General features: G+C 35.3%; 21 protein-coding genes and 3 pseudogenes. 16 read left to right on the top strand and 8 right to left on the bottom strand.

Annotated features, from left to right (window positions below):
* Window positions 1-280: 280 nt before the first annotated feature.
* The 6 genes from ACQH2O_RS02570 (at window position 281) to ACQH2O_RS02545 (ending at window position 8,924) form a co-directional block, all read left to right on the top strand.
* Window positions 281-463 (top strand): hypothetical protein, encoded by a 183-nt coding sequence (locus ACQH2O_RS02570; RefSeq protein ID WP_006279522.1) that lies wholly within the window; start codon window positions 281-283, stop codon window positions 461-463.
* A gap of 185 nt (window positions 464-648) precedes the next feature.
* A complete protein-coding gene (locus tag ACQH2O_RS02565) occupies window positions 649-1,455 on the top strand; it encodes an ankyrin repeat domain-containing protein (protein ID WP_010962425.1) in 807 nt (268 codons plus the stop codon).
* A gap of 274 nt (window positions 1,456-1,729) precedes the next feature.
* Complete coding sequence (gene mutS / locus ACQH2O_RS02560; protein ID WP_095742633.1) at window positions 1,730-4,225, top strand: DNA mismatch repair protein MutS; 2,496 nt, start codon at window positions 1,730-1,732, stop codon at window positions 4,223-4,225.
* 882 nt (window positions 4,226-5,107) lie between these two features.
* Complete coding sequence (locus ACQH2O_RS02555) at window positions 5,108-6,286, top strand: ribonuclease D (RefSeq protein ID WP_010962422.1); 1,179 nt, start codon at window positions 5,108-5,110, stop codon at window positions 6,284-6,286.
* A gap of 295 nt (window positions 6,287-6,581) precedes the next feature.
* On the top strand, window positions 6,582-7,169 hold the full coding sequence (gene coaE / locus ACQH2O_RS02550; RefSeq protein WP_006280338.1) for a dephospho-CoA kinase: 588 nt from the start codon (window positions 6,582-6,584) through the stop codon (window positions 7,167-7,169).
* Window positions 7,170-7,520: 351 nt separating this feature from the next.
* Window positions 7,521-8,924 (top strand): NAD(P)H-dependent flavin oxidoreductase, encoded by a 1,404-nt coding sequence (locus ACQH2O_RS02545; RefSeq protein ID WP_425385277.1) that lies wholly within the window; start codon window positions 7,521-7,523, stop codon window positions 8,922-8,924.
* A gap of 48 nt (window positions 8,925-8,972) precedes the next feature.
* Here ACQH2O_RS02545 and ACQH2O_RS02540 read toward each other — a convergent pair.
* Window positions 8,973-10,051, bottom strand: a pseudogene (locus ACQH2O_RS02540) (IS3 family transposase).
* 154 nt (window positions 10,052-10,205) lie between these two features.
* On the opposite strand from ACQH2O_RS02540, the gene ACQH2O_RS02535 reads away from it, so the two are divergent.
* The 3 genes and pseudogenes from ACQH2O_RS02535 (at window position 10,206) to ACQH2O_RS02525 (ending at window position 11,966) form a co-directional block, all read left to right on the top strand.
* Window positions 10,206-10,529 carry an HNH endonuclease gene (locus ACQH2O_RS02535; RefSeq protein ID WP_022626216.1) on the top strand — a complete coding sequence of 108 codons (324 nt, stop codon included), beginning with the start codon at window positions 10,206-10,208 and terminating at the stop codon, window positions 10,527-10,529.
* Window positions 10,530-10,624: 95 nt separating this feature from the next.
* Window positions 10,625-10,936, top strand: a pseudogene (locus ACQH2O_RS02530) (hypothetical protein); the annotation flags it as partial.
* A gap of 7 nt (window positions 10,937-10,943) precedes the next feature.
* Window positions 10,944-11,966, top strand: coding sequence for an Mrp/NBP35 family ATP-binding protein (locus ACQH2O_RS02525; protein WP_010082231.1), 1,023 nt, complete (start codon window positions 10,944-10,946; stop codon window positions 11,964-11,966).
* A 74-nt stretch (window positions 11,967-12,040) separates the two neighbouring features.
* Here the strand turns inward: ACQH2O_RS02525 and ACQH2O_RS02520 are convergent, their stop codons facing one another.
* Entirely contained in the window at window positions 12,041-12,670 is a 630-nt protein-coding gene (locus ACQH2O_RS02520; RefSeq protein ID WP_010082230.1) for a hypothetical protein, read from the bottom strand.
* 568 nt (window positions 12,671-13,238) lie between these two features.
* Here ACQH2O_RS02520 and ubiH point away from each other — a divergent pair.
* Window positions 13,239-14,387 (top strand): 2-octaprenyl-6-methoxyphenyl hydroxylase, encoded by a 1,149-nt coding sequence (ubiH, locus tag ACQH2O_RS02515; RefSeq protein WP_425385276.1) that lies wholly within the window; start codon window positions 13,239-13,241, stop codon window positions 14,385-14,387.
* A 442-nt stretch (window positions 14,388-14,829) separates the two neighbouring features.
* Window positions 14,830-15,792, top strand: a complete 963-nt coding sequence (locus ACQH2O_RS02510) for an IS481-like element ISWpi4 family transposase (RefSeq protein ID WP_425385275.1) — start codon at window positions 14,830-14,832, stop codon at window positions 15,790-15,792.
* 2 nt (window positions 15,793-15,794) lie between these two features.
* Here ACQH2O_RS02510 and pth read toward each other — a convergent pair whose 3' ends face one another.
* Together pth and ACQH2O_RS02500 are read right to left on the bottom strand one after the other, a co-directional pair.
* Window positions 15,795-16,343: an aminoacyl-tRNA hydrolase gene (pth, locus tag ACQH2O_RS02505; RefSeq protein WP_070356754.1), complete on the bottom strand. Its 549-nt coding sequence runs from the start codon at window positions 16,341-16,343 to the stop codon at window positions 15,795-15,797.
* The gene (locus ACQH2O_RS02500) at window positions 16,343-16,954 is read right to left on the bottom strand and encodes a 50S ribosomal protein L25/general stress protein Ctc (RefSeq protein WP_010962412.1); all 612 of its coding nucleotides are present in this window, start codon (window positions 16,952-16,954) and stop codon (window positions 16,343-16,345) included. Before ACQH2O_RS02500 ends, pth begins: the two co-directional genes overlap by 1 nt.
* Window positions 16,955-17,099: 145 nt before the next feature.
* On the opposite strand from ACQH2O_RS02500, the gene ACQH2O_RS02495 reads away from it, so the two are divergent.
* Window positions 17,100-17,399: an ETC complex I subunit gene (locus tag ACQH2O_RS02495; RefSeq protein ID WP_425385274.1), complete on the top strand. Its 300-nt coding sequence runs from the start codon at window positions 17,100-17,102 to the stop codon at window positions 17,397-17,399.
* A gap of 301 nt (window positions 17,400-17,700) precedes the next feature.
* On the opposite strand, the gene ftsL is transcribed toward ACQH2O_RS02495, so the two are convergent.
* Window positions 17,701-18,012 (bottom strand): cell division protein FtsL, encoded by a 312-nt coding sequence (gene ftsL, locus ACQH2O_RS02490; RefSeq protein ID WP_010962410.1) that lies wholly within the window; start codon window positions 18,010-18,012, stop codon window positions 17,701-17,703.
* The gene (gene rsmH / locus ACQH2O_RS02485) at window positions 18,009-18,953 is read right to left on the bottom strand and encodes a 16S rRNA (cytosine(1402)-N(4))-methyltransferase RsmH (protein WP_425385273.1); all 945 of its coding nucleotides are present in this window, start codon (window positions 18,951-18,953) and stop codon (window positions 18,009-18,011) included. The genes ftsL and rsmH overlap by 4 nt, the downstream gene beginning before the upstream one ends.
* A gap of 218 nt (window positions 18,954-19,171) precedes the next feature.
* Here rsmH and ACQH2O_RS02480 point away from each other — a divergent pair.
* A pseudogene (locus ACQH2O_RS02480) lies at window positions 19,172-20,418 on the top strand (MFS transporter).
* A 27-nt stretch (window positions 20,419-20,445) separates the two neighbouring features.
* Here ACQH2O_RS02480 and map read toward each other — a convergent pair.
* Together map and ftsA are read right to left on the bottom strand one after the other, a co-directional pair.
* Window positions 20,446-21,228 (bottom strand): type I methionyl aminopeptidase, encoded by a 783-nt coding sequence (gene map / locus ACQH2O_RS02475; RefSeq protein WP_095742848.1) that lies wholly within the window; start codon window positions 21,226-21,228, stop codon window positions 20,446-20,448.
* Between the two features lie 132 nt (window positions 21,229-21,360).
* Window positions 21,361-22,599: a cell division protein FtsA gene (ftsA, locus tag ACQH2O_RS02470; protein ID WP_010962406.1), complete on the bottom strand. Its 1,239-nt coding sequence runs from the start codon at window positions 22,597-22,599 to the stop codon at window positions 21,361-21,363.
* Between the two features lie 138 nt (window positions 22,600-22,737).
* On the opposite strand from ftsA, the gene def reads away from it, so the two are divergent.
* The 3 genes from def (at window position 22,738) to ACQH2O_RS02455 (ending at window position 25,235) form a co-directional block, all read left to right on the top strand.
* Window positions 22,738-23,277, top strand: a complete 540-nt coding sequence (gene def, locus ACQH2O_RS02465) for a peptide deformylase (RefSeq protein ID WP_010962405.1) — start codon at window positions 22,738-22,740, stop codon at window positions 23,275-23,277.
* Entirely contained in the window at window positions 23,267-24,088 is an 822-nt protein-coding gene (locus ACQH2O_RS02460; protein WP_010082207.1) for a uracil-DNA glycosylase, read from the top strand. Before def ends, ACQH2O_RS02460 begins: the two co-directional genes overlap by 11 nt.
* Window positions 24,089-25,022: 934 nt before the next feature.
* Window positions 25,023-25,235, top strand: coding sequence for a hypothetical protein (locus tag ACQH2O_RS02455; protein WP_006279675.1), 213 nt, complete (start codon window positions 25,023-25,025; stop codon window positions 25,233-25,235).
* The last annotated feature ends 5 nt before the right edge of the window (window positions 25,236-25,240 follow it).

Below are 25,240 nucleotides of genomic sequence, written 5' to 3'. Positions count from 1 at the left end.
TCTTCTATTTTCGTTTTTGAGCAAAATCAATAATAAGAGAGTTTCTTATTTTCATGCACGCAAATAAGATAAAGCCTTATTTTCATTTTTGACTTTATTTGAAAATAATATATACTATAAAAATAGTGTGCTAGGTTGAATGAATGTATATTAAAGGATCACCATCAGGCAAAGTATTCGCTGGTTATCAGGCATTTATACCAAGCCCCTTGCCACCAAAATTTGAATGGGACAATGATTTAGTGAATAGTCTTTAAACCCTTACTTTACTATAAGGAAAGTGGTTGAAAACTTAGGTGTCGTATTTACAACAGCCCAAAGAGCAATCGTAAAGCTTGAAGATTTAGGCATCGTTTCACAAACTTCTCAAGGAAAGAGAGATCGGGTTTATTGTGCAACTGATATTTTGAATATTCTAGAAGAACCAACTAAGATTACAGAGAACTTCGATAGCACATTGTAGCTATTGTGATGAATAAATTCAGCAAACAGCAAGCTTAAAGAGTCTGATCCAATGGACATGCTGAACAAAAAGTAAGGAGCTCCTTTTGGAGGATTATATTAACTTATTAATTAATTGCTTGACTTTTAGCAGGATTTATTATATTATTTATTAATGAGTAATGCAATCAAACCAAGGAGGATAGCATGATAAATAATTTGGATTCAATAATTCTTGGAATAAAAGATGGTGAAAAGGCGATTGAAGATTTAAGGGTTGTTCTTAAAAAAAGAAAAGAAGAAGTTATTACTACACAGACATTTAATTACGCTTTACAATGCCCACAAACTACAAAGGAAGCGATAGTACACGAAATTCTGCTTCATTTTATACAAAATCCTGGCGAGCAATCACTAGAACAAGTAATACAATACTTAGATGGAGCAATACAATCTAGGATATATGCAAAAAACAACCCAATAAGAAATCTAGATGAAGAATTTCGTACTCATATAAACTTTAAAGATGAAGAGGGAAATACATTACTACATCATGCAGTTATAGGTAATAAAACTGAAGAAATAACCACCCTGCTTGTTACATATAGTGCAAATCCTTTGATACAAAACGCGGATAATAAAGTTCCTTCAGATTTAGCTCAAGGAAAAACAAAAGAAGTGCTTATTAAAAGTATGAAAAAACAAGCTAATACGAAAAAAGAAAGCGCTATGGTAGGCAGTTTGGTGCCTGGCGTAATAATTGGTGGTTTTCTTGGTGTTGTACTTGGAGCTGGTGTGTGTGTTGCAGTAAGTCTTTCTGGTGGTATGATACTAGGTGTAATGATAGCATCTTCTCTTGTTGCTAGTATAGCTATTGGACTGGCCATGTATTTTTTGAGTCAAGACTATGAACAGGCTAAAGCGATAGAAAAAACTATTAGCACTGTTAGCTCTGAAATATCTGTTGATGATACAACTGTCGCAAATGGTAAAAAGGGGCCACAACTTACATAGAAAAAGCTATAGTATTTTTCAAACTAAATAATAAACCTTGTAATTAGGATATTCTGGATTCCAGCGTCACGCGCTGGAATGACAACTGTGTTTTTGTTTTTTTGTCATCAAATACTCCTACTCTTTATGTCATCCAAGTGTCCTGACTACTTGGATCCAAGAAATTTAATTGTTTTAAATTTTCCCCTCTATACACCTATTTAAAATTTATGTTATTCACATGTGCAATATAATCTATAATAACGTTTATCAATACAATATATTAAAAAATATTATGAGCTTCGTAAAAGAAAAAAACACCCCTGTGATGGAGCAGTATTTGAACCTGAAAGCTCAATACAAAGATCATCTGCTATTTTATAGGCTAGGAGATTTTTATGAATTGTTTTTCGATGATGCTATTAAAGCTGCGAAATTGCTGAATATAGTGCTCACTAAGAGAGGTAATTCGTGTGGGCAAGAAATACCAATGTGTGGAGTGCCAGCACACAGTAGTGAATCTTACCTGCACAAGCTAATAGATTTAGGATTCAAAGTAGCAATCTGTGATCAATTAGAAACTGCTGATGAAGCAAAAAAGAGGGGCTATAAATCCATAGTAAAACGTGATGTAGTGCGAGTTGTAACTCCAGGTACAATTATAGAAGATTCACTACTGGAGGATAAAAGCAATAATTATCTCGCATCCATAGTTGAACAAAATGACGAATATGCTATTAGTTGGCTTGAATTATCGACGGGAAAATTTTTTCACACTTTAACGAGTTTGAAAGCTCTAGATAGTGATTTATTGCGTATATCACCAAGAGAATTATTAATTTCTGAAAAATTCACTGAGGATGAAAAAATTAGATCGATTTTAAAAAATTATAAAATATCAATTACGCAACACGCACAGAGCTTTTTTGAGTATAGTAAATCTCACAGAACATTATGCGAGTTTTATAAAATCAGGGAACTTGGGAGTATAGGAAATTTCAGCAAAGTAGAAATCATGGCGTGTGGTGCACTGCTTGAATATGTCAGAGTAACACAAAGGGGCTCTATTCCAAGGCTTGAATTCCCAAAAACCTATAAGCAACAAAATTTCATGCTTATTGATGCTTCAGCAAGGAGAAATCTTGAGTTGTTTTCAACTCAATTTGGTGAAAAGAAAGGTTCACTAATTTCAGTTATTGATCATACAGTTACAGCTTCTGGTGGACGCCTGCTCAAACAAATGCTCGCTTCACCCCTTGCTTGCTCCAAGGCAATCAATTTGAGGCTCAGCACCGCTCAATTTTTTGTAAATAATCATGATTCACGCAGAAAAATACGAGAGATATTATCTAACATTCCGGATATTGAAAGGTCTTTATCGCGCTTAATACTAGGGCGTGGTTCACCAAAGGATATGAACCTATTGAAAATAGGCCTAGGAAAGACTTTAGAATTGTCTGAGTTCTTATGTAAAATTGAATCAGGTGAAAATGGATCTCTCCCACAACAATATGTCATCCAAACTGAGATCCAGCCAGCGTCACGCGCTGGAATAACAGTAAAATCAGACGAGAGTGAACTAAGCACAATACATAAAAGCCTTGGCAATCATAAAGACCTATTTGAACTGTTAAATAGTGCTATACTCGATAATAACCTCAGTTCCGTGAAAGAAGGAGGATTTATTCACTCAAAATACAACTCAGAATTATCTGAGTTATCTTATATATTGAACAACAGTAACAAGTTGGTAACTAAGCTCCGTGAATCTTATCGCGATCTTACTGGCATTGCCGCACTCAAAATATTACACAACAACATACTTGGTTATTACGTTGAAGTGTCGGCAAATCACAAAATAACTTCGGATATATTTATTCATAGGCAAAGCTTAGCAAATAGCATGCGCTACACTACTAATGAATTGAAAGAACTAGAAAATAAAATTCTTACGGCACGTGATGCTGCAATCGGCTTAGAAATGAAAATTTTTAGTGAACTGTGTAGTGAAGTCGCTAAAGAATCTGAAAAAATTGCTCTTGCTGCAAATGCTTTGGCAAAACTTGATATTAGAACCGCATTTGCAGAGCTTGCAGTGCAAAATAATTACGTAAAACCCATTATTGATGACAGCAAAGAGTTCAATATCTGTAGCGGAAGACATCCAGTGGTTGAAGTTAACGATAAATTCATTGCAAATAGCATCAATTTAGCTGGTATACATCTAATTACTGGTCCTAATATGGCTGGAAAAAGCACTTTCTTGAGGCAAAACGCTCTCATTGCAATTTTAGCTCACATGGGGTCATTTGTGCCAGCAGAGAGTGCACATATTGGAGTGATTGACAAGATATTCAGCAGGGTTGGCGCAACGGATAATATAACAGCTGGTTATTCTACCTTCATGGTAGAGATGATCGAAACAGCAACGATAGTAAATCAGGCAACGGACCGTTCCTTGGTGATACTTGATGAAATTGGTAGGGGCACAGGGGTGTATGATGGATTATCTATTGCACAGGCGGTGATTGAACATATTCACAATGTAAATAAGTGCCGCGCCATTTTTGCAACTCATTATCATGAATTAACTAAAGTAAGCAAATACTTGAAGAACGTGAAATGTTTTTGTGTAAAAATAAGAGAGTGGAACGGAGAGGTTATTTTTCTACATGAAGTAATTGAAGGCATTGCAGATGAGTCATATGGAATACATGTAGCAAAACTTGCTGGTTTTCCTGATTCTGTTTTAAATAGAGCAAGTGAAGTGTTTGAGGAGCTGAAGGCTTGAATCATTATTATAAGTGAAGAATTACCTATACAATCGTGGTAGTAGCTATAGAAACGAAAAACTTACTTGACACCCTTCGCCAGCTCCCTTATCATGATAGTGAAGCTATTGTATTTGCTTTCGCCAATCTGCAGATTAAAAGGTAAGGATTACTTAATGTATCGGCGTCTTATGTTTAATTTTTTGCAGTATATAGATACTGTATGTCTTTACAAAACTTCATCTACATCTAGATTTTTATCTAAATAAGCTGAACGTGCTTATAAAGCGTTACAAGACATCAAAAAATGCCAATACTCGACAGAGATAGTAAAAGACTAGCTAACTCGGGGATTCTTTGTCTTTTTTTCTGCTTAGTAAATTTCTTAAACATTTGCAGCGTAAGTTAGTTGCAATTAAAAGCAGCTTAATCTTGCTTGTCAAGCGTTTAAAACATAAAAAACGCCAATATTTTAAAGCGGATAATAACCCCAGGGCTTCTTTTGCCTTTTTTTTTATTTGGTAAATTTCTTAATATTTATAGCTAAACGACAATCGTCATCCCGCTACTTGTTAGCGGGATCTAGAGATACCGCGGCGGTATGACGTAGGACTGCTGTCATCCCAGTGCTCCTTTTTTTGTCATCCCAGTCTGGGATCTATTTTGCATGTAACTCCAATTGTGTTTTGGCATAAAACGCGACGCGTATTAGACTTATTTGCAAGCAAAGCTTGCTAGATCCAAGTAGTCAGGGCACTGGGATGACAAAAAAAGGAGCACTGGGATTGGGATGGAAAAGGCTATTTGTGTGATGCCAATGAGTGATAGAAAGTTCTGCAAGAAGTCATTAATTGCAAAAATTTAATATAAATTATAAAATAAATCCACTGAATAAAAAATATATGCTAATTAGTACAACATCAGAACTGGAGAATACATGTGAAGAGTTAATAGCAAAAAAGCCGAAATTTATAGCAGTTGACACGGAGTTCATTAGAAATAATTTAATCTACTACCCAAAATTATCGTTAATTCAAATTTCTTACGGAGAGAAGAGTTTTATTGTAGACGCATTAGTGCCAGAAATTGATTTATCATTCATTAAGAAAATAATGCTAAATCAGGGGATAACCAAAGTGTTTCATAGCTGCCGGCAGGATATAGAATCCTTACTCACTGTGTTTAAATGTATTCCCACTCCCATTTTTGATACCCAAGTTGCTGCTATGTTTTGTCATTATTATCATGACTTTATTGGTTACTCAAAAGTAGTGGAGCAATATCAAGGAATAGCACTGGATAAAATTAAAGCTAAAAATTCAGATTGGTTAAGGCGTCCGTTGTCCGAAGATCAGTTAGATTATGCAGTAAACGACGTGGTACACCTATATGACCTATACCAAATATTGTGCAATAAACTTGAAGAAAATAATAGGATGGGTTGGTTTCAAGAAGAGATGGAATCAATAGTTGATATAAATAAGTATTTACATAGCCCAAAAGATGCATGGAAGAGGATTAAATTTAATTATGAAGTAAATCCAAGATTGATACTAACTGTTAAAGCAGTTAGTGAGTGGCAAGAAACCTTAGCACAGCGCTATAATATGAACCGTAATAAAATAATCAATAATGCTGTAATAGCTGATTTTATTGAAAAAAATGTAGAGCATGTTGATGAGATTTTAGATGATCTCAAGAGGAATACAAAAAATATAAAAGATGCGGATTTACTAGAGTTTGTGAATATTTTTAATGAAAATGAGAGAAATTGGATGCAGCAAAACAACACCTTATCGAGTAATTATGACAAATCTGTACTTGATATACTCTCAATTATTTTAGATAGTAAATGTAAAGAAAGTAACATATCAAGGAAATTAGTTTCTTCAAAAGATGAGTTAACCGGGTCAATATCTGGACAGACAGATAAATTATTCAAGGGATGGAGATATGATTTTTTTGGCAGGTCAGTTGAATCATTTTTGAACACAAGCTCAAAATTTGAGATTTCAGCAGTGAAATCCGCAAATAATATAACCAAAATTCAGAGTAATTTAGTGGAGAATAACTGTTGCTAAAGTAACTTAGATTTATCGACAATCGTCATCCCGCTACGTGTTAGTGGCTAAGAGATACCGCGGCGGTATGACGGTTAAGTAGGGTGTTATCCAAGTAGCCCTGACTACTTGGATCCAGGAAAATTGATTGTGCACTATACAACATAAAAGCTAGATTCCAGACTGGAATAACACCACCTACAAATTGCAATGTTCGTATAGTTATGTGCTTGACACTGAGATCTAGAAAATCTAGTTAATATATATAGAGAAACCTTAGCTATAGTTTCAAAAGAAGTCGAATGTATTTTGTTATATGATTATAAGTCTAACAGGCGGAATTGGGGTAGGAAAGAGCTTTGTAGCTAATTGCTTTCAAGAGTTTGGTGCTGTTGTATTTGATGCTGATTCTGTTGTACACCAACTTTATAAAGTGGATAAAAGCATAATAAGTTATGCAGAGAAAAATTTTCCTGGAGTGGTAGTAAATGGTGAAATAGATAGAACAGTACTGTCTAAATATTTCTTAGCCTACGATGAAAATTGGAAACAATTTCAATCTTTGGTTCACTCTGCTGTGCTGCGTGAATTAGAATTTTTTATTGCCAAGGAAAAAAAGATCGATAGAAAACTTTTAGTTTTAGATGTGCCACTTCTATTAGAAACAAAATTTTATTTATATTGCGACCTTATTGTTTTTGTTCATGCAGATAGCGTTGTGCAAGCTCAAAGACTTAACGAACGCAACATAGATAAAGAAAAGCTTAATCTAATCTCCGATGTTCAGTTATCTATTGAGGAGAAAAGGAAGATGAGTGACTTTATTATCGATACCAGTGTAAGCAAAGAGTATGTTTTTTCTCAAGTAAAAGATATAGTGGATTCATTAAACCTAAACACGTAGCTCTACGTCATACCGCCGCGGTATCTCTAGATCCCGCTAACAAGCAGCGGGATGACGGTTGTCAGGATCCCAGCAGCCTCCCTCCCCTGTCATCCAAGTAGCCCCCTATGGTGTCATCCAAGTAGCCCAGACTACTTGGATCCAGGAAAATTGATTGTGCACTATAGCAACATTTTTGATCAAAAACTGGATTCCAGTGTCAAGCACTGGAATGACACCCTTCCGATGGGAACTGCTCTCAAACTACAACAGCATGAGTAGCTACAGAAGCTTTAATGATACAAGAAAAAATAAACAGCTATCATTTTTTTAGTAATTAAGTAAAATAGAGTGAAAGATTGCGAGGAAGTTTTGAAAAATAAGATAAAAAAGATAGTAATTTCAGGAAAGGAAGTGTGGCCAATCATCGAAGGTGGTAAAGGCATTGCAGTTAGTGATGGGAGATCAAGCGGAGCATTTGCTGCAGCAGATGCTGTGGGTACATTTTCTGGTGCAAATGCTAAGCTTATTGATGATAATAGCGAGTTAGTGCCACTAATTTATAAAGGCAAAACAAGAAATGAAAAGCATAGTGAATTGATTGAGTATAGTATTGAAGCTGGAATTAGTCAGGCAAGAATAGCAAATGAAATATCAAAAGGTCATGGAAGAATACACATGAATGTACTTTGGGAGATGGGAGCAGCAGAACGCGTACTTCATGGCATATTAGAAGGAGCGAAAGGTTTGATTCATGGTATTACCTGCGGTGCTGGTATGCCTTATAGGCTTGGAGAAATTGCAGCTAAATATCAGGTTTATTATTACCCTATTATCTCATCGGTGCGTGCTTTTAAAGCATTATGGAAGCGTGCTTACCAAAGAATATCTTCCTATTTGCTTGGTGGAGTAGTGTATGAAGATCCATGGCTTGCTGGAGGGCACAATGGACTGAGTAACAGTGAAGACCCAGAGCTACCACAGGCTCCATTTGAAAGAGTTGCAGAGCTTAGATCTTTCATGAACGAGATCGGTCTTTCAGAAACACCAATTGTTATGGCAGGAGGAGTGTGGCATTTGAAAGATTGGGAACATTGGTTTGACAATCTGCAAATTGGACCAATAGCTTTTCAGTTTGGCACTCGTCCACTTTTGACGAAAGAAAGCCCAATTTCTGCAGAGTGGAAAAAGAAGCTACTCACTTTAGAAGAAGGTGATGTATTTTTAAATAAATTCAGTCCAACAGGGTTTTACTCATCTGCGGTGAGGAATAATTTTATACGTGAGTTACAGGAACGAAAATTACATCAAGTAAATTTTTCAGAAAATGCCAGCGAAGAATCCAATAGTGAATTTGCAATGGGTAGCAGAGGTAGGAAGATCTACCTTACTGCAAAAGACAAAGAACTGGCAAATACATGGACTAAAGCAGGGTACACAAAAGCAATGAAAACCCCAGATTCAACTGTTATTTTTGTGACGCCAGATAAATTTAAACAAATAAGAGAAGATCAAATCAATTGTATGGGATGTTTGAGCCATTGTTTGTTTAGCAATTGGAAAGATCATGGTGACCATTCAACAGGACGAAAGCCAGATCCGCGTAGTTTTTGCATACAAAAAACACTGCAAAACGTTATACACGATGGTGATATTGAGAACGAACTCATGTTTTCCGGGCACAATGTGTACAAATTTAAGCAAGATCCATTTTATGAGAATGGCTACGTACCGGCAGTAAAAGAACTGGTGGAAAGGATATTGACTGGGTATTGAGTCAGTGACCTTACCCAGAAAAAGTGGAGAGAAAGTGTGGAATGTTTTTTACAAAAAGAATGATGCATCAAATTGTTCTGGAATGCAATAGTTAATAGTGACGTTGTTTGTTATAAAAAATTTCTATGTATTCAAATATTGCAGTTCTAGTTTGTTGAGCAGAGTGTTGTGAAGTATCAATAAGTATTTCTCTTTTTCAATGAGCTAAAGAAGCTTTCTGCAACAGAATTGTCGTAACAACAGCCTTTATTACTCATCTATATTCTTTACAGCTAAGAGATATTGATACCCTTGCGCAGTATATTGTGAACCTTGGTCACTGTGCAGCAGTAGATTTTTAACAGGTTTACGCCTATTAATGGCCATTAATAAAGAGTTCATAACCAATTGTTTATTTATTGCACTACTCATTAACTACCATACGTGAGAATTATTGCTGCCAAATATAGCCATCCCTCCTTGGTTTTGATGTAAGTAATCCCATACTTTATTTGGTTGATCAACAATAAAGTTTTGATCTAGTATATTGGGAGCTACAGCTCTATTATCTGTTTGTTGTTTTTTAATTTTAAACTTTCTTCTCAGTATAGCCCTGATGTCATTTTTCTGCATAATACTTTGCACCGTTTTCAAATTGCAACTTTTACCCAAAGCCTTCAATTCAGCATGAATTTTAGGAGCTCCATATCTACATTTAGAAACTTGATATATTTTTTGAATAGCTTCGAGTAGCTCTTTATTTGCTGATTCTCTACTGCTTATTTTTCTTGTGGTCCACTTATAGTAGCCACTAGCAGAAAATCCTACATAATTCCTGTACTTTATAGCAGTTACTATATAAAAAAATATTTTACTCTTTTTGACTGGCCAGGGCTTTTTTTTAAATGTCTCTTTCCCTTGTTACTCTTGCTTTGTAAATCAAACCTCTCTTTGTCATAAGGTGCTACATCTGGAAATGCATTTGCCGCCGACTTTTTTTCGTTGTGTTTCTTTATCCATTTTCCTAATAAACCACCCTTTATTCCTAAATCTCTTGCTATTTTTGTAATTGTTTGACCTGCCTTTCTTTGTTCATTTGCCAGTTTAACAGCTTCCAATTTGAATTCTGCCGTATATTCTCTTACCATTTCTAATCCTCCAAAATTTTATTTTACCCAAAAAAACTCTTTTCTTTCTCTCCACTTTTTCTGGGTAAGGTCAGTCTTTAGGCACCCAAACAAAGGGAAATGCTGGATAAAAAGAAAATACTTTAAAAAGTATAATAACGATAACTGGCGTTTTATGACAAGTAACAAGATACATTTTATTATACACAGCGATCATGTTATTAAACGACATATCAAAGTGCAAAAAACCAGATCTCCATATGATGGTGATTGGGTTTATTGGGGTAAACGTCTGAGAAAAATACCAGATAAGCCATTAAGAGTAATAAAACTATTGAAGTTACAACAAAGTAAATGTGATAATTGTAGACTATGGTTTAAAAGTGATGATACAATAGAAATACATCACAAAGACCGGAATAGACGAAACAACATGATCAAAAACTTATCTTTGTTACATGGACATTGTCACGATGAATTACACAGGAGGTGTGCATGAAAAGCTCCAAATTGGAGAGAAGCCGTATGAGGCGCAAAGTCTCACGTACGGTTTTGAAGTCGAGTGAGGAGGGGCGACCTTCTTCACTTAGACAACAATATGCAGATGAAACTACGGAAGAAGACTTAAGGAAAATAGCAGAAAAAGCACCAATAATAAAGTTAGCCTACGATGAATTAGACAGGTTTAGCTGGAATGAAAAAGATTTAGTAGCATATGAAGAAAGAATAATGGATCTGCGGAAAGAAGAAGGCATCCTCGCTAAAAAACTTGATGAGGGAAAGATTGAAGGAAAGATTGAAGTAGCAAAAAACCTACTTAAGGCTGACATCTCTATTGATATTATCTCTCAGACAACCGGCCTTCCTCAAGCTGAGATTAAACGACTTCAGGAAGAAATCACCTAAAAGGCTAATGATCAACGAAAAAATTGTAAGAGAGAACTTAAAAAAAGTCATAGAGCAAAAAAGCGGTAAAGATGTGATCGCTCTTGGCATAATATCCTCAATTATTATTAAAGGTCAAGATGTTGGTTTTGTGCTTGAAGTTGCCGGTAACACGCAAGCAAATGAAGAATTAAGAAGAAATTGTGAGCAAGCTGTTAAAGCTATACCGGGGGTGACAAAAGTGACCGTGGTTGCTACTTGTCAAAAACAAACTGGGCAACAAAAAGCTAAATTACATATCGAAGGAGTGAAAAATATAATCGTTGTGGCCTCTGGTAAAGGCGGTGTGGGCAAGTCCACAGTTGCGCTAAATCTTGCTCTCTCATTAGCAAAGTTAAAACACAAAGTTGCGCTGGTTGATGCAGATATATATGGTCCTTCAATTCCTAAAATGCTTGGCGCTGAAAAATTAAAGCCAGAAATACAGGATAGTAAAGCAATGCCTATAGAAAAGTATGGACTGCATACTATTTCAATTGGCTATTTTATCGATAAAGATCGTGCAGCAATATGGCGCGGACCTATGATTACAAAAGCACTTTATAATCTGCTAATGGGAACAAAATGGTCCGATATAGAGTATTTGATAGTTGATACACCACCTGGAACTGGCGATGTGCATTTAAGTCTTATGGAAAATTTTAACTTAACTGGGGCGATAATAGTTTCAACTCCACAGGAGCTCTCTTTAATCGATGCTCGCAAAATTTATGATATGTTTACAAAGCTCAGCGTACCGGTTATTGGCATTGTAGAAAATATGAGTTATTTCATTCAAAGCGGCTCAAAAATATACATATTTGGAAAAGACGGTGCAAAAAAAATGTCTGAGGAGCTGGGCATCAAACTTCTAGGCAGAGTTCCTCTAGATCCACAAATATGCCATGCTTCTGATTGCGGAAATCCTTTAATGTTAAGTGAGGATTTGGCAAAAATTTATAAAGATATTGCTTTGGAAACAGTAAAACATTGCATAGCTGTAAAATTCTAAAAAAAACACAGCTTTACGCAAAGAGACTTTAAGAATTCGTCTGTCCTCTTTACTATAAAATAGATATTCGTCTATCAAATATTATCTTCAACTTGAATATATTTAAAGATGTTTTGTGTATCATCTAAAAAGTTATTCTTTATATTAGTTAATTCCGATTGTTTTTGGGATAGATTATCCTTTATTGTTCTATCAAAACAATCAAGATCTCTGCACTTTAATTGAGAATCCATGTCTCCATTTTCATACAAACCTCGTATAATGTCATAATATGCTCGAGTTTCATCAGTTTCTGGTTGTTGCTTTTCTCTGAATATTGCCTTTAATTTCGAATCTATGTCTAATTCTCTTTTTATAGCTTCAACAGCATTTTCATGATACTTTTCATAATCTTCAAAACTCTTTAATATTTTGTCTTTTGCTTTATCTTGTAGCATTTTTAGCAAATCTTTAGCATGAGATTTTTCAATTTTTTGCTTCCAGTCATCATACGTATATTCTGAGTTACCATGTTTTGTATCTTGACACTCGCCTCCTACATTAAATATTTCTTCGTTGCAGATTTTATCACCCTGGTAAAAGTGATCGCTTATATTGATTTTATCATTAGTTAAAGTTTGTTTGATTGCTGCTTTGTTTTCTCCAAGTTCTTCTCTGTACTTACTAATGCAATTTAACATTTTTGCTTTGCAATCTGTAGTCATAAACTAATACCTTTAATAAAATAAGATCTATCTTAGCATGAAGTAATTAACATTTTATTACAGAAGTTTACTTTTAGGTGTTCTCAAGATGATATAGCTAAAGTGGCTTAGGTTTACCGACAATTTGAAAAACCGTCATTCCGCTACTAGTGAGCGGAATCTATACCGCGCACAACTGTACGAACGTTGTAGTTTGGGCCACCAGTGGGCAGTGCCCAGACACTGGGATCCAGGAATTTTATTAAGTTGGTAAGCATAAAAGTAGCTGTTTTATGTTAAAATACAACATTTTGATGATTATGAAAAAGCTGGATCCCAGTGTCAAGCACTGGGATGACATCATAGAGGCACTGGAATAACATCATCCTTTTTTCTGAATTCCAGTGTCAGCTACTTTCATGACATCGTTTACTATGTGCCACATTGCAATGTTCGTACAGCTATGGAATGAATCGCGGTATGACGTAGGGAAACCTTTCTTGGGTTAGCTATAGGTCTTTGTCTATAAAGTTTGTTTAAACTATTTTCAAAACAGATAAAATATAATTTTACAATTAGCGTAAATAAAATGAATTATGATGTAATCATTTCAGGTGGTGGGTTACTTGGTCTTATTACTGCCATTGGCCTCAGTTGTGACTCTGTGTCTGTAGCTGTGATTGAAAAAAATAGTCTACCACGTGTAGTAGATGATAATCGAGCATTTGCTATTTCTCAAGGCTCGAAAAAAATATTGGAAAAGTTAGGGATTTGGCAGTTTGTGGAAAGTGAAGCTGAGCCAATACTTGATATATGCATATTAGATGCGGTTACTGTGCATTACAATCATAAAATGGTTAGCGAAGAGCCAATGGGTTATGTTATCAACAATGCTACTATATGGAATGCAATCAACAATAATTTTCTAAATAAACTGAATATATACTCTCCACATTCCTATAAAACAATTGCTTGTGATTCAGGATATGTGGAAGTGATTCTTGATAATAACCAGGAATTAATATCATCGCTACTTATCTGTGCTGAAGGCAAAAACTCTAAATTACCAGAGTTATTTTCTATACCGACAGTGAAATTTGACTATAAACAAAGTAGCATAGTATTTAATGTAAAGCATGAACTGCATCACCAAAACTTAGCTGTGGAGCGTTTTTTCCCTGGCGGTCCATTTGCAATTCTACCGATGAAGGGTGGCTATACTTCTTCGATAGTTTGGACAGAAAAATCTGAAATTTCAAAAATGCTAATGGATCTGTCTGAAGAAGAATTTATTATAGAGCTTAAAAAAAGATTTGGTTCTTATTTAGGAGAGATAAAATTAGAGGGTGAAAGAAAACTTTATCCTTTAAGTTTTGTTTTCGCAAAAAAGTTATATAAGGGTAGAGTTTTGCTTATCGGCGATGCAGCACATTCAATTCATCCAGTTGCAGGTCAAGGGCTTAATCTTGGAATTAGAGATGTAGAAAGTATTATAAAGCACGTAGTTGCCGCAAAAGCATCTGGTATTGATGTTGGCAGTAGTTATTTATTAAAGAAAATTTCACGTAACAGATACTTTGATAATTTTACAATGGCGCTTGCAACTGATGGATTAAATAGGATGTTTTCCAACAGAATATTCTGCGCTAAAGCACTAAGAAATCTTGGCTTGATTGCAGTTGAAAATTCAAATTTCCTCAAAAAAAGCTTCATTCGGCATGCTATGGGATTTATATAAATCACTATTTTATAGCTAATGCAAGTCAGGTTTCCCACGGCATACCGCCGCGGTATCTTGGCCGCTAACACGTAGCGGGATGACGAATGTATCTGTTCAGCAGTTGTGTTAAAAGTCAATAGAAAAATTGATGTAGCTGTGGATAAGTACTTTTATCTGTATAAACGTGCTTATCCACAGCTATACTGGCTCTTAGATAGAAACAGACAGAGAGTTATATTCCTCAGTAAAAACCCTGTCATCTCTGACTAAAGAGTTAGCAAGAATAAGCAATTTCCTCATGGCAGCAGTGGAAGCAATTTTATATGGCTTTTTATATTGACTATATAATCTAGTAAAGAAAGGTTTGATATAGGAATTAGGGGGGGAGGGGGGGATGTATGGTCCCAGAGTGTGATGGTATGATAAAATATGAGAAAACAATACCATCAAAGGAGGAATTATGGGACAAATATTACATGGGTGCGCCAAAACAACAGAGACAATTCGTAGAGCAATACAAAATAGTAAAGAGAGCATAGCAAAACTCTCCAGGTACTATAACCTTAATCCAAAAACTATCATTAAATGGAGAAAACGGTCTTTTGCCAAAGACGCTGATATGGGTCCGAAGCATGCAAGATCAACTGTTTTAACTTTAGAAGAGGAGGCTGTAATTGTTGCATTTCGTAAGCATACTCTATTGCCATTAGATGATTGTCTCTACGCTTTGCAAACCTCAATCCCACACTTGACTCGCTCTAGTCTACATCGTTGCTTACAGAGGCACAGCATTAGCAGACTACCAGATGTTGATGGCGAAGTTAAACCAAAAAAGAAATTCAAACAATATCCTATAGGCTATTTCCATATTGATATTGCAGAAGTCAGAACAGAAGAAGGAAAGTTATATTTGTTTGTTGCAATAGATAGAACATCCAAATTTACGTATGTTGAGTTGCATAAAAGTGCTACAAAACCTATAGCTGCTGAGTTTCTATGTAATTTGATTAAAATTTTACCATATAAAATCCACACTATTTTGACAGATAACAGTGTACAATTTACCAACCAAAAACGCCATAAATACGCTTTTCAACATATATTTGATAGAGCTTGTGAAGAAAATGACATTGAACACCGTCTAACAAAAGTTAGCCATCCTTGGACAAATGGGCAAGTTGAGCGTATGAACAAAACTTTAAAGAATGCCACTGTTAAGAAGTATTACTATCAGTCTCACCAGCAACTCAAAGAGCATCTTTATGACTTTGTTATGGCCTACAATTATGCTAAAAGACTCAAAACTCTTAAGGGTCTTACACCTTTTGAGTTTATATCTTTACAGTGGACAAAATCTCCTGAATTGTTCATACTAAATCCACACCATCACACTCTGGGACCATACACTTCCTGTGTTTCGTAATATTATACAATCAAATTGATAAAAGCTGTATTATCTCCTTGCAGCATTAAGTGTATATTTTTTGCTATTTTTTCCACTAAGGGAGTAACATTATCAAAATTTGAAAATTTTGATAACACATAATCTGCTAAGCTTCTTTGATCTTCAGGTCTACCCACTCCAAATCTCAAGCGCCAATAATCGTTGCCAATAAAACTATCTATGGATTTAAGTCCATTATGTCCAGCAGAACTACCACCTTTCTTTACTTTTATTCTTCCAAGTTCCAAATCAGCGTCATCGTGTATGACAACGATATTATCTAGCGATAATTTGTAAAAGTTTCGTATTTTTGCAACAGGGATGCCTGAATTATTCATAAATGAATAAGGCTTTATTAACATAATTTTATTATCATTAATTATGCCAGAGGTTATCAGATAATCGGCTTTTTTAGAGAACGAATGGAAATTCCAATATTTGCAAATTGTATCAACTACGATGAAGCCGATATTATGATGAGTTAACTCATATTGACTACCAGGGTTACCAAGCCCAACTATCAGGTGCACTATTCCTCTGTTTCTGCTTGAGGTTCTTCAACGTCACTATCGGCAGCAGAAATTGTAACAATGGTAAAATTTTCTTCTTCATGAGCTACAAACTTAACACCTTCTGGTAATTTTACATCATTGATATGTATAGATTGGCCAATCATTTTACCGGATAAATCAACTTCAATAACCTGAGGTATTTTATCAGGAGAGCATTTAACAGCAATAGAACGACACAAAACATTAAGCACTCCACCTAATTTGATTCCTGGAGCTTTACTTTCATTCACAAATGATAGAGGTATGTCTATTTTAATTTCACTGCCTTTATCAACAAACTGAAAATCAACATGTTGCACAGTATCCTTTACTACATGCAATTGGATATCGCGAACAAGAGCATATTCCTTTTTGCCCGAAATATTCAGCTCTATCAAATGTGCAGAAAGAGAGCCTGACTTATATTGCTTTGTGAATTCCTTTGCAGACAATGTCAAATTTACATTATCATGGCCCTTTCCATATATGATTCCAGGGATGTTTCCTTTCTTCCTTAGAGAATGCATCGCTTTTGTTTTTGTTATATCACGTAACTCTGCATTAATTGTTACTATTTCCTGTTGCGTCATCGGTTACTCCTATTCAGCTAATCCTTTTAATATAATTTAACAATAATATAACATAAAAATATTTATTTCAAACTTCATTCTTTCATACTAATTGTTTGTGAAAGGATTTATTTAGATATATATTTAAGCTTATTTAACAAGAACTATGGGCATTGACGATAAAGTAGTTTTTAGGATTTATAAACCAACAAGAACTGCAACACAATCTGGTTTAGGTAATACAAATTTCTGGCACCTAAAAATTGAATCTGGCTCTTACTACATTGAACCTTTGATGGGGTGGGTTGGCTCAAAAGATCCAAAAAAACAGATTGTATTAAAGTTTGATTCTCTTGAAAAAGCAGTATTCTACGCAAAAAAACGCAACATTAAATACATAATTGAAATGCCAAAAAATGTTAAGAGGCTGCCAAAATCTTACGCAAGCAATTTCATACTAAAGTAAGTTGCACAACAAATGGTGTTATGCAAGTAGCTGACACTGCTCTCCTTTGTCATCCCAGTGCCCAGACACTGGGATCCAGGAATTTTATTAAGTTGGTAAGCATAAAAATAGCTGTTTTACGTTAAAATACAATGTTTTTGATGATTATGGAAAGGCTGGATCCCAGTGTCAAGCACTGGGATGACACCATTTGTTGTAAACTCACTTTTACTCTATGGTTATACTACCTTGCCGCTATCCTGAACGGATACAAAGTAAGTTTTATTGTGATGTGCTCATCTGTAAAAAATAAGACTTAATCTCACTGTTGATCATGGATTTTAAGTTGTGCTAGCACACTGCGGCCATTTAGAGAGTCAAGATTTTTAACCTGGCTAGCCAGTATTAAAGAGTTATTTTTCAGGTATTTCTTTACAAGGCTTGCAAGTCTTTTTGGATTATTCAAATAGCTCCATTCTGCTTGTAAAACTTTCATATCACTTTGTACTAAATTAATTTCACTTTTTATTTTTATTAGCTCTCTATTTAACGACTGAACATGTAATTTTACCTTAAATAGTCCTACAATGCTAAGAAAAAACATAACTATTGAGATGATGCAGAAAGTTCTCACGACAACCTCTGTATAGCTCTTAGTTTTGCTGAGCGTGAACGCGGATTTGCACTTACTTCTTCTATACTTGCTTCGATCACTTTTTTATTTAGCAGAGAGAATGTCTTGCAATCAGTAGCACATAAATCTTTAAAAAAAGTTTTGACTATACGATCTTCTAAGGAATGAAAGGTGACGACAATTAATTTGCCATTCTCACTTAAAATCTCAGATGCAGCTTTAATACCCTTTTCAAGTTCTTCCAGCTCATCGTTTACCCATATTCTGATTGCCTGAAATGTTCTGGTTGCAGGATCAATTTTGCTTTTTCCACGAAATACCACGGAACGTACAATATCCGCAAGCTCAAATGTAGTTTTGATAGTTTTCTTCTTCCGTGCATTTATTATTGCTCTTGCAATTTTGCGAGAATGACGTTCGCCTCCGTAGTTATATATAGTATTTGCGATTTCTTCTTCGCGTAAAGCGTTAACAAACGTTGAAGCGTTTATATAAGAAGAGTTATCCATGCTCATATCGAGTGGACCATCATGTAAAAATGAGAACCCTCTATCTCCGTTATCAAGCTGCATAGATGAAACTCCGATGTCAAAGACCACTCCATCCACTCCGTTTGATGTCATTCCAGCGCGTGACCAGTTATTTTTTCCAGTATCAAGTACTGGGATGACAGGAGATGGCTCAACGCTGCTTAGTATACTTTTAATATTACTAAACTTCTCAATGAATAGTTTTATTCTATCGGGATATCTAACGCTTAAATCATCATAAAACTTAGTTACCGTTTCATCTCTATCAATTGCATATACCTTGCAATCAGCTGACTCCAATATTGCTTTGCTATACCCTCCAGATCCAAATGTGGCGTCCACGTATATGCCACCATCCTGCGGTGATAGTAGTGATAGCATCTCTTTTAACAAAACTGGAGTGTGTGTCATATCAAAAAATTTAAGTACAGTTGGTGTAGATATCCTACTCTACTCTACTCTTCACATCAATTTTATTTATGTACATAGATTTTCTTGCCAAAATATGGTATCTTATCGGAATATATGAGCAATAATATTAAAATCAAGGTTTAATATTGTTAATATAATATTCACATAACGTTCACATTTTTTTTTATATATAAGATCAAACAGGCTATAGGGAAATTATGCAGCAAATAACAAAAGTAATATTTTCAAGTTTGATTTGTAACACTTTATTGTGGTATGACCACATGCTTTTTGGCCACTTAATAAACATAATAGGTGGTGTGTTTTTTCCATCGGATGATCAACTAACCAGCGTATTGAAGGCTTTTGGAGTGTTTGCAGTGGGTTTCTTAATGAGACCAGTCGGTGCTGCTATATTTGGTCACATTGGTGATAAACATGGCAGAAGAGTTGCCTTATTGCTCTCGATTATATTAATGACTTTATCAACCGTATTAATTGCTTTTGTTCCAGGTTATCAAAGCATTGGAATACTAGCATCAATTCTGGTAGTTTGTTTAAGGCTATTGCAGGGTATATCCCTTGGAGGAGAAGCAGGAAATGCACCATTTTTAATAGAACATGCTCCTAAAAACAAAAAAGGATTTTTTGGCAGCATTGAAGTATTAAGCGCAATTTTTGGTTCAGTATTAAGCCTGATAGCGGTACTCATATGCAAAAAAGTATCTGATTTTGAATCTTGGGGGTGGAGATTACCTTTCATTTTCAGTTTAGCAATGGGATTAATTAGCATATATGTGAGATATATACTTGATGAAAGCCCAGAGTATAAAAGACAAAAAAATCCGTCTAAATTGCCACTAAAAGAGTTATTAAACAATTACAAAAAGCCTGTTCTAATATCAATAGGTATTGACTTGGTTGAAAATGCGTCTCTCTATATATATTTGGTATTTTTCAATGTGCTTACGAATAAAATATTAACAGTAAATACTCATTTTAATCATATAGTGGAAATACTGAGTCAAATTGCGCTCGGAGGATTGACAATATTGTTTGCAATACTTTCTGATAAGGTAGGAAGAGAAAAAGTTATGAAATTTGCATTTATAGCTTTTGTAATAGTGAGTTATCCAGTTTTTTCAATGTTATGTAGTGGCAATTACTTGCTGGCACACATTCTTTTATAATTCCAATAGCTGCATCGCTTGGTCCTGTCAGTGCACTTATGTGCGAATTATTTCCAACAAAGGTTCGGTACAGTGGATTTGGTTTATCAAGAAATATAGCTGCTGGATTTTTTGGCGGCCTTGCACCATTTATATGCACAACAATTATCAAGGTTACAGGACAAGAGACTTCAGCTAGTTTTTACATGATTTTCTGTGCATTAATTGGGCTAGTTGCTATATCGCAAATTAAGGGTGAGCTTTCTTCAAAATTACCCAAAGTAAACCAAGTATAGTTGCAGTATAGCAGAATTTAAAAAAATCTAATTATAAGGTGGGAAATGCCAATTCTTAGGTGATAATGTGAATATTTCAGCACCATCTTTTGTTACTCCAAGTGTATGCTCAAATTGAGCAGAAAGTGAAAGATCGCGTGTTGTTACTGTCCAGTCATCGAGTTTACTGAGCAGAGTCTCATGTTTTCCAGCATTAATCATTGGCTCTATTGTAAAAAACATACCTTCCTTTAAGACAAGATCTTCATCTTGATCATAGAAATGCACTACATTTGGTGGAGCATGAAAGACTTTTCCTATACCATGTCCGCAGTAGCTGCGTACGATAGAATATCCAAAATCTCTAATATATTTCTCTATAGCAAGCCCTATTTCATTTAACTTATTGCCGGGCTTAACTTGTTTGATTGCTTCCATCAACGCATTATAAGTAGCGTCACATAAACGTTTTGCTTTTATTGATGGCTTGCCAACCCAAAACATGCGACTTGTATCACCATGCCAGCCATTTAAAATCACCGTAACGTCAATATTCAAAATATCCCCATCTTTAAGCGGTGTATCATCAGGAACACCATGGCACACAACGGCATTTTTTGAGGTGCAGATTGATTTTGGATACCCCCTATAATTTAGTGGTGCTGGAATTGCACCTGCATTAATTATAAAGTCATGGCATAGATCATTTAATTCATTAGTTGTCACCCCTACCTTTACGTACGGTGCAATGAAATCAAGAGTTTCAGCAGCAAGCCTGCCAGCCTTGCGCATAAATTCAAAATCTTCTTGTGAGTGTATAGTTATGTTCATATTTTCCATGTCTTATTGTAATTGGTACGCTTACTCGCAAGTACATAAACATAATAATTTTACATATTATAAAAATAAGCCCTATGGATCCTAGTGTCAAGTCATTTGTATGAAAGGTGGTAAAACAGAAATCTAGACTGTAACTTTTGATTTAACCCAATTATACAATTTACTCATTTTACCATCCTGACCTAAAATACCAGAATTATTTTTATAAAAAGTGTCAACTATTAGCTTTATAGAGCCTATAGCAGCAGAAAATACAGGATTTTTATCATATTCGCCATCAAGACCGCTACAAGACTCAGGGCACCCAATTCGAACTTGCTTATTGAATATATAGCCTGCAATTTCCTTCATGCTTGTGAGTTGACTAGTTCCACCTGTGATCACTACTTTATTAATTGGATCTTTCTGCTCTTGAAATTGCTCTCTTACCATTTCAAGTATTTCTTCAACTCTTGGTCTTATGATGTTAATAAGCTCAGATTTGAATACTTGAGTAGGTTCATCATTTTCGTTGTTTTGCATTGTAATGTACTCATTCTCATCTATTGAAGTTACGATAGTGCTGCCATACAGTATTTTTATATACTCTGCACGTTCTATGCTTGTGCATAGCCCGTAAGCAATATCTCGAGTGATATGAACACCACCAATTGGAACGCTGCTTGCATACACAAGTTTCCCTCTTTTGAAAATTCCAATTGCAGTGCACCCACCGCCTATATCAACAATAGCAGTCCCGAGCTCTTTTTCATCTCCACTCAGACAGGCAAGACCTGCAGAATATGCAGAAGCAATACAACCTGCCATATTTAATCCACCATTATTGGTAATACAGTTTTCAATATTGGTAAGCGCTGGACGCGAAGCAGTGACAACATTAACATCAGCAGATAGTCTTTTTCCGTACAATCCACCAACTTCTTTTATGTCAGTCATGTCATCTAAGTGATATTTTAGTGGTATATTGTGAATGATAACATTGTCTTCAATATATTTCTCAAATGTTTGAAAAACTACACGTCTTATATCACGCTCAGAAATCTCATGGTTAGCTGCAATAATTTCATTATGTACATTGAAAGATGAGATGCCACATCCAGCAATGTTCACATATATCTGATCTATGGTTTCTTCTGATACTTGTTCAGCTAAACCTATAGTTGATGAGATGGAGTAATTTGCGTGTTTTACATTAGTTATTGATCCACCGTTTACACCTTCTGCAATCTTATAACCCGTTCCTGTTACTTTATAGCTGAAGTTGCCATTTATCTTAACGATTAGACAAATAATCTTTGTTGTACCTATGTCTAAAACAGCAAAAACATTTCTCTTTGGTTTTGCTATTACTGCAGAGTACATTAGTTAACCTTATTACGCAATTTCATTTAAATTGTAGCTTCCTTTAATAATTTATATTTCTATTATAGATATAGCAACATTTTAATATACACTAAATTCTGGACAAAAGGAAAAGCAAAACATAGAATTATAATTTTTATGTCCATATTACCAATTGTAATTGCCCCTGATGAAAGACTAATCACACGTGCCAGTGAAGTAACAGATATAAACGATAAAATTAAAGAATTAGTAAACGACATGTTCGAAACTATGTATGATGCAGAAGGTCTTGGCCTTGCTGCAGTGCAAGTTGGAGTGTTAAAGAGAATTTTTGTTATGGATATTCAGCTAGAAACGATTGAAAATGAGCCAGCAGGATATGGCTCAACTGGCAAATTTTACATGATTAATCCTGAGATTACAGAATTATCCGATGAACAAGTAATTCTCAAGGAAGGATGCCTTTCAATTCCAGAGCAAAGTCATGAAATTAAGCGTCCAAAGTATCTAACTGTGAAATATAAAGACTTAGATAATGAAGAACAAACACTAAAAGCTAGTGGTTGGCTTGCAAGGTGTATTCAGCATGAATTAGATCACTTAAACGGCATATTATATATTAGACATTTATCTAAATTAAAGTATGATATGGCCATGAAAAAAGCACAAAAGGTTAAAAAGCATTATGAGCAATAAAGACCTAGAATTATTAAAATTTTACCATGAAGTGGGCGTTGATTGCACACTAACAGAGGGTGAAGAGGAAAAAAAATTGGAGAGCAAAGAGAGTGTACAACCCTCTGTTATCCAAACTGGGACCAAGAAGAAAGATGCAGATACGCGCTGGGGTGACACTAAAGATGGAAAAGACATGTTTCCAAGTGACTGGATAATCGAAGCAAGGAAACTTGCAAGCAAATGTAATAGTGTGGATGAACTAAGAAGTGCAGTTGAATCATTTGAAGGTTGTGAGATAAAAAAAACTGCAACTAATACTGTCTTTTCCGATGGTAATCCAAACGCAAAAGTTATGCTCGTTGGTGAAGCTCCAGGAGCAAATGAAGACCTTCAAGGCATACCATTTTGTGGTGCAAGTGGAATGTTGCTCGATAAAATGTTAAATGCAATCAATCTTGATCGCACTAAGGTATACATAAGCAATACTGTATTTTGGCGTCCACCTGGCAATAGAAAGCCAACCGACCTAGAGCTTGATATGTGCAGACCATTTGTCGAAAAACACGTTGCACTAGTTTCACCACAAATTTTAATTTTGGTCGGGGGAATCGCATGTTATAGCCTTCTTGACAGCACAAAAACTATATCGAATTTGCGTGGTAGATTTCATACGTACACTAACCAATATTTGTCCAATTCAATCACCACAGCCGCTATATTTCATCCAGCTTACCTACTTCGCCAACCGGCACAAAAACGTTTAGCCTGGGAGGACTTGAAGAAGATTAGGGAGTATCTTGATAACACCAATAACTGCACAAATACCTAATAAAGTGGTAGACCTCTTGCATAGTTTTTTGCAGCATGTTAACAATCGTTAGAAACGAAAAAACTTCCTTGACAAACTCCGCCAGCCCCCTTATCATAAAATTGAAGCTATTGTATTTGCTTTCGCCAATCTGCAGATTAAAAGGTAAGGATTACTTAATGTATCGGCGTCTTATGTTCAATTTTTTGCAGTATATAGATACTGTATGTCTTTACAAAACTTCATCTACATCTAGATTTTTATCTAAATAAGCTGAACGCGCTTATAAAGCGTTACAAGACATCAAAAAATGCCAATACTCGACAGAGATAGTAAAAGACTAGCTAACTCGGGGATTCTTTGTCTTTTTTTCTGCTTAGTAAATTTCTTAAACATTTGCAGCGTAAGTTAGTTGCAATTAAAAGCAGCTTAATCTTGCTTGTCAAGCGTTTAAAACATAAAAAACGCCAATATTTTAAAGCGGATAATAACCCCAGGGCTTCTTTTGCCTTTTTTTTCGTTTGGTAAATTTCTTAATGTTTATAGCTAAACGACAATCGTCATCCCGCAGCGGGATCTATGCTTTGAGATACCGCGAATAAATCGCGGGATGACGTAGAGCTCGCGTTAGCTACACTTTTATGCTTACCAACTCAGTATCCAATCAAAATCCTGGATTTCAGTGTCAAGCACTGAAATAACACCGAAAGGGCTACTGCTGTCTTGGATGGAAACCAGTGTCAGCTACTTGAATCTGCCACGCAAATTGCCTGCAAATTGCAATGTTCGTACAGCTGTGCGTCATGCGCTGGAATGGCATCAAGGGGTAACTTTTTATTTAAACAATGATTGTAAAATGATTATAATAAGAGATCTATTGAAATTTTAAAGTTATTAAATATTGACGCTATATACTTAAGTGTTAAAATAGAATGAAAAGTTTTTAGGAGTTTATATGGCAGCAGGTGGGAAAGCAAAGACAGCTAGTAAAAATAACCCTACTCAGCGTAAGAAAGCTGAGCAAAAAATGTATAAAGATAAACCGGTAAAACCTGTTAGATATATAGATCGTGATTCGCGCATGAATTATATGTCTGCTCAATATGACAACGGCAATCTGGTTGAAGATGAGGTAAGCGGCAATCCTATAAAGTGGGAAGCTGTATAATAGTT

Origin of the sequence: Wolbachia endosymbiont (group B) of Schoenobius gigantella, assembly GCF_964031005.1 — a bacterium.
GTDB lineage: Bacteria > Pseudomonadota > Alphaproteobacteria > Rickettsiales > Anaplasmataceae > Wolbachia > Wolbachia pipientis.
Note: the sequence above shows the minus strand (reverse complement) of the source record. Positions and strands in the feature narration are given on the sequence as shown.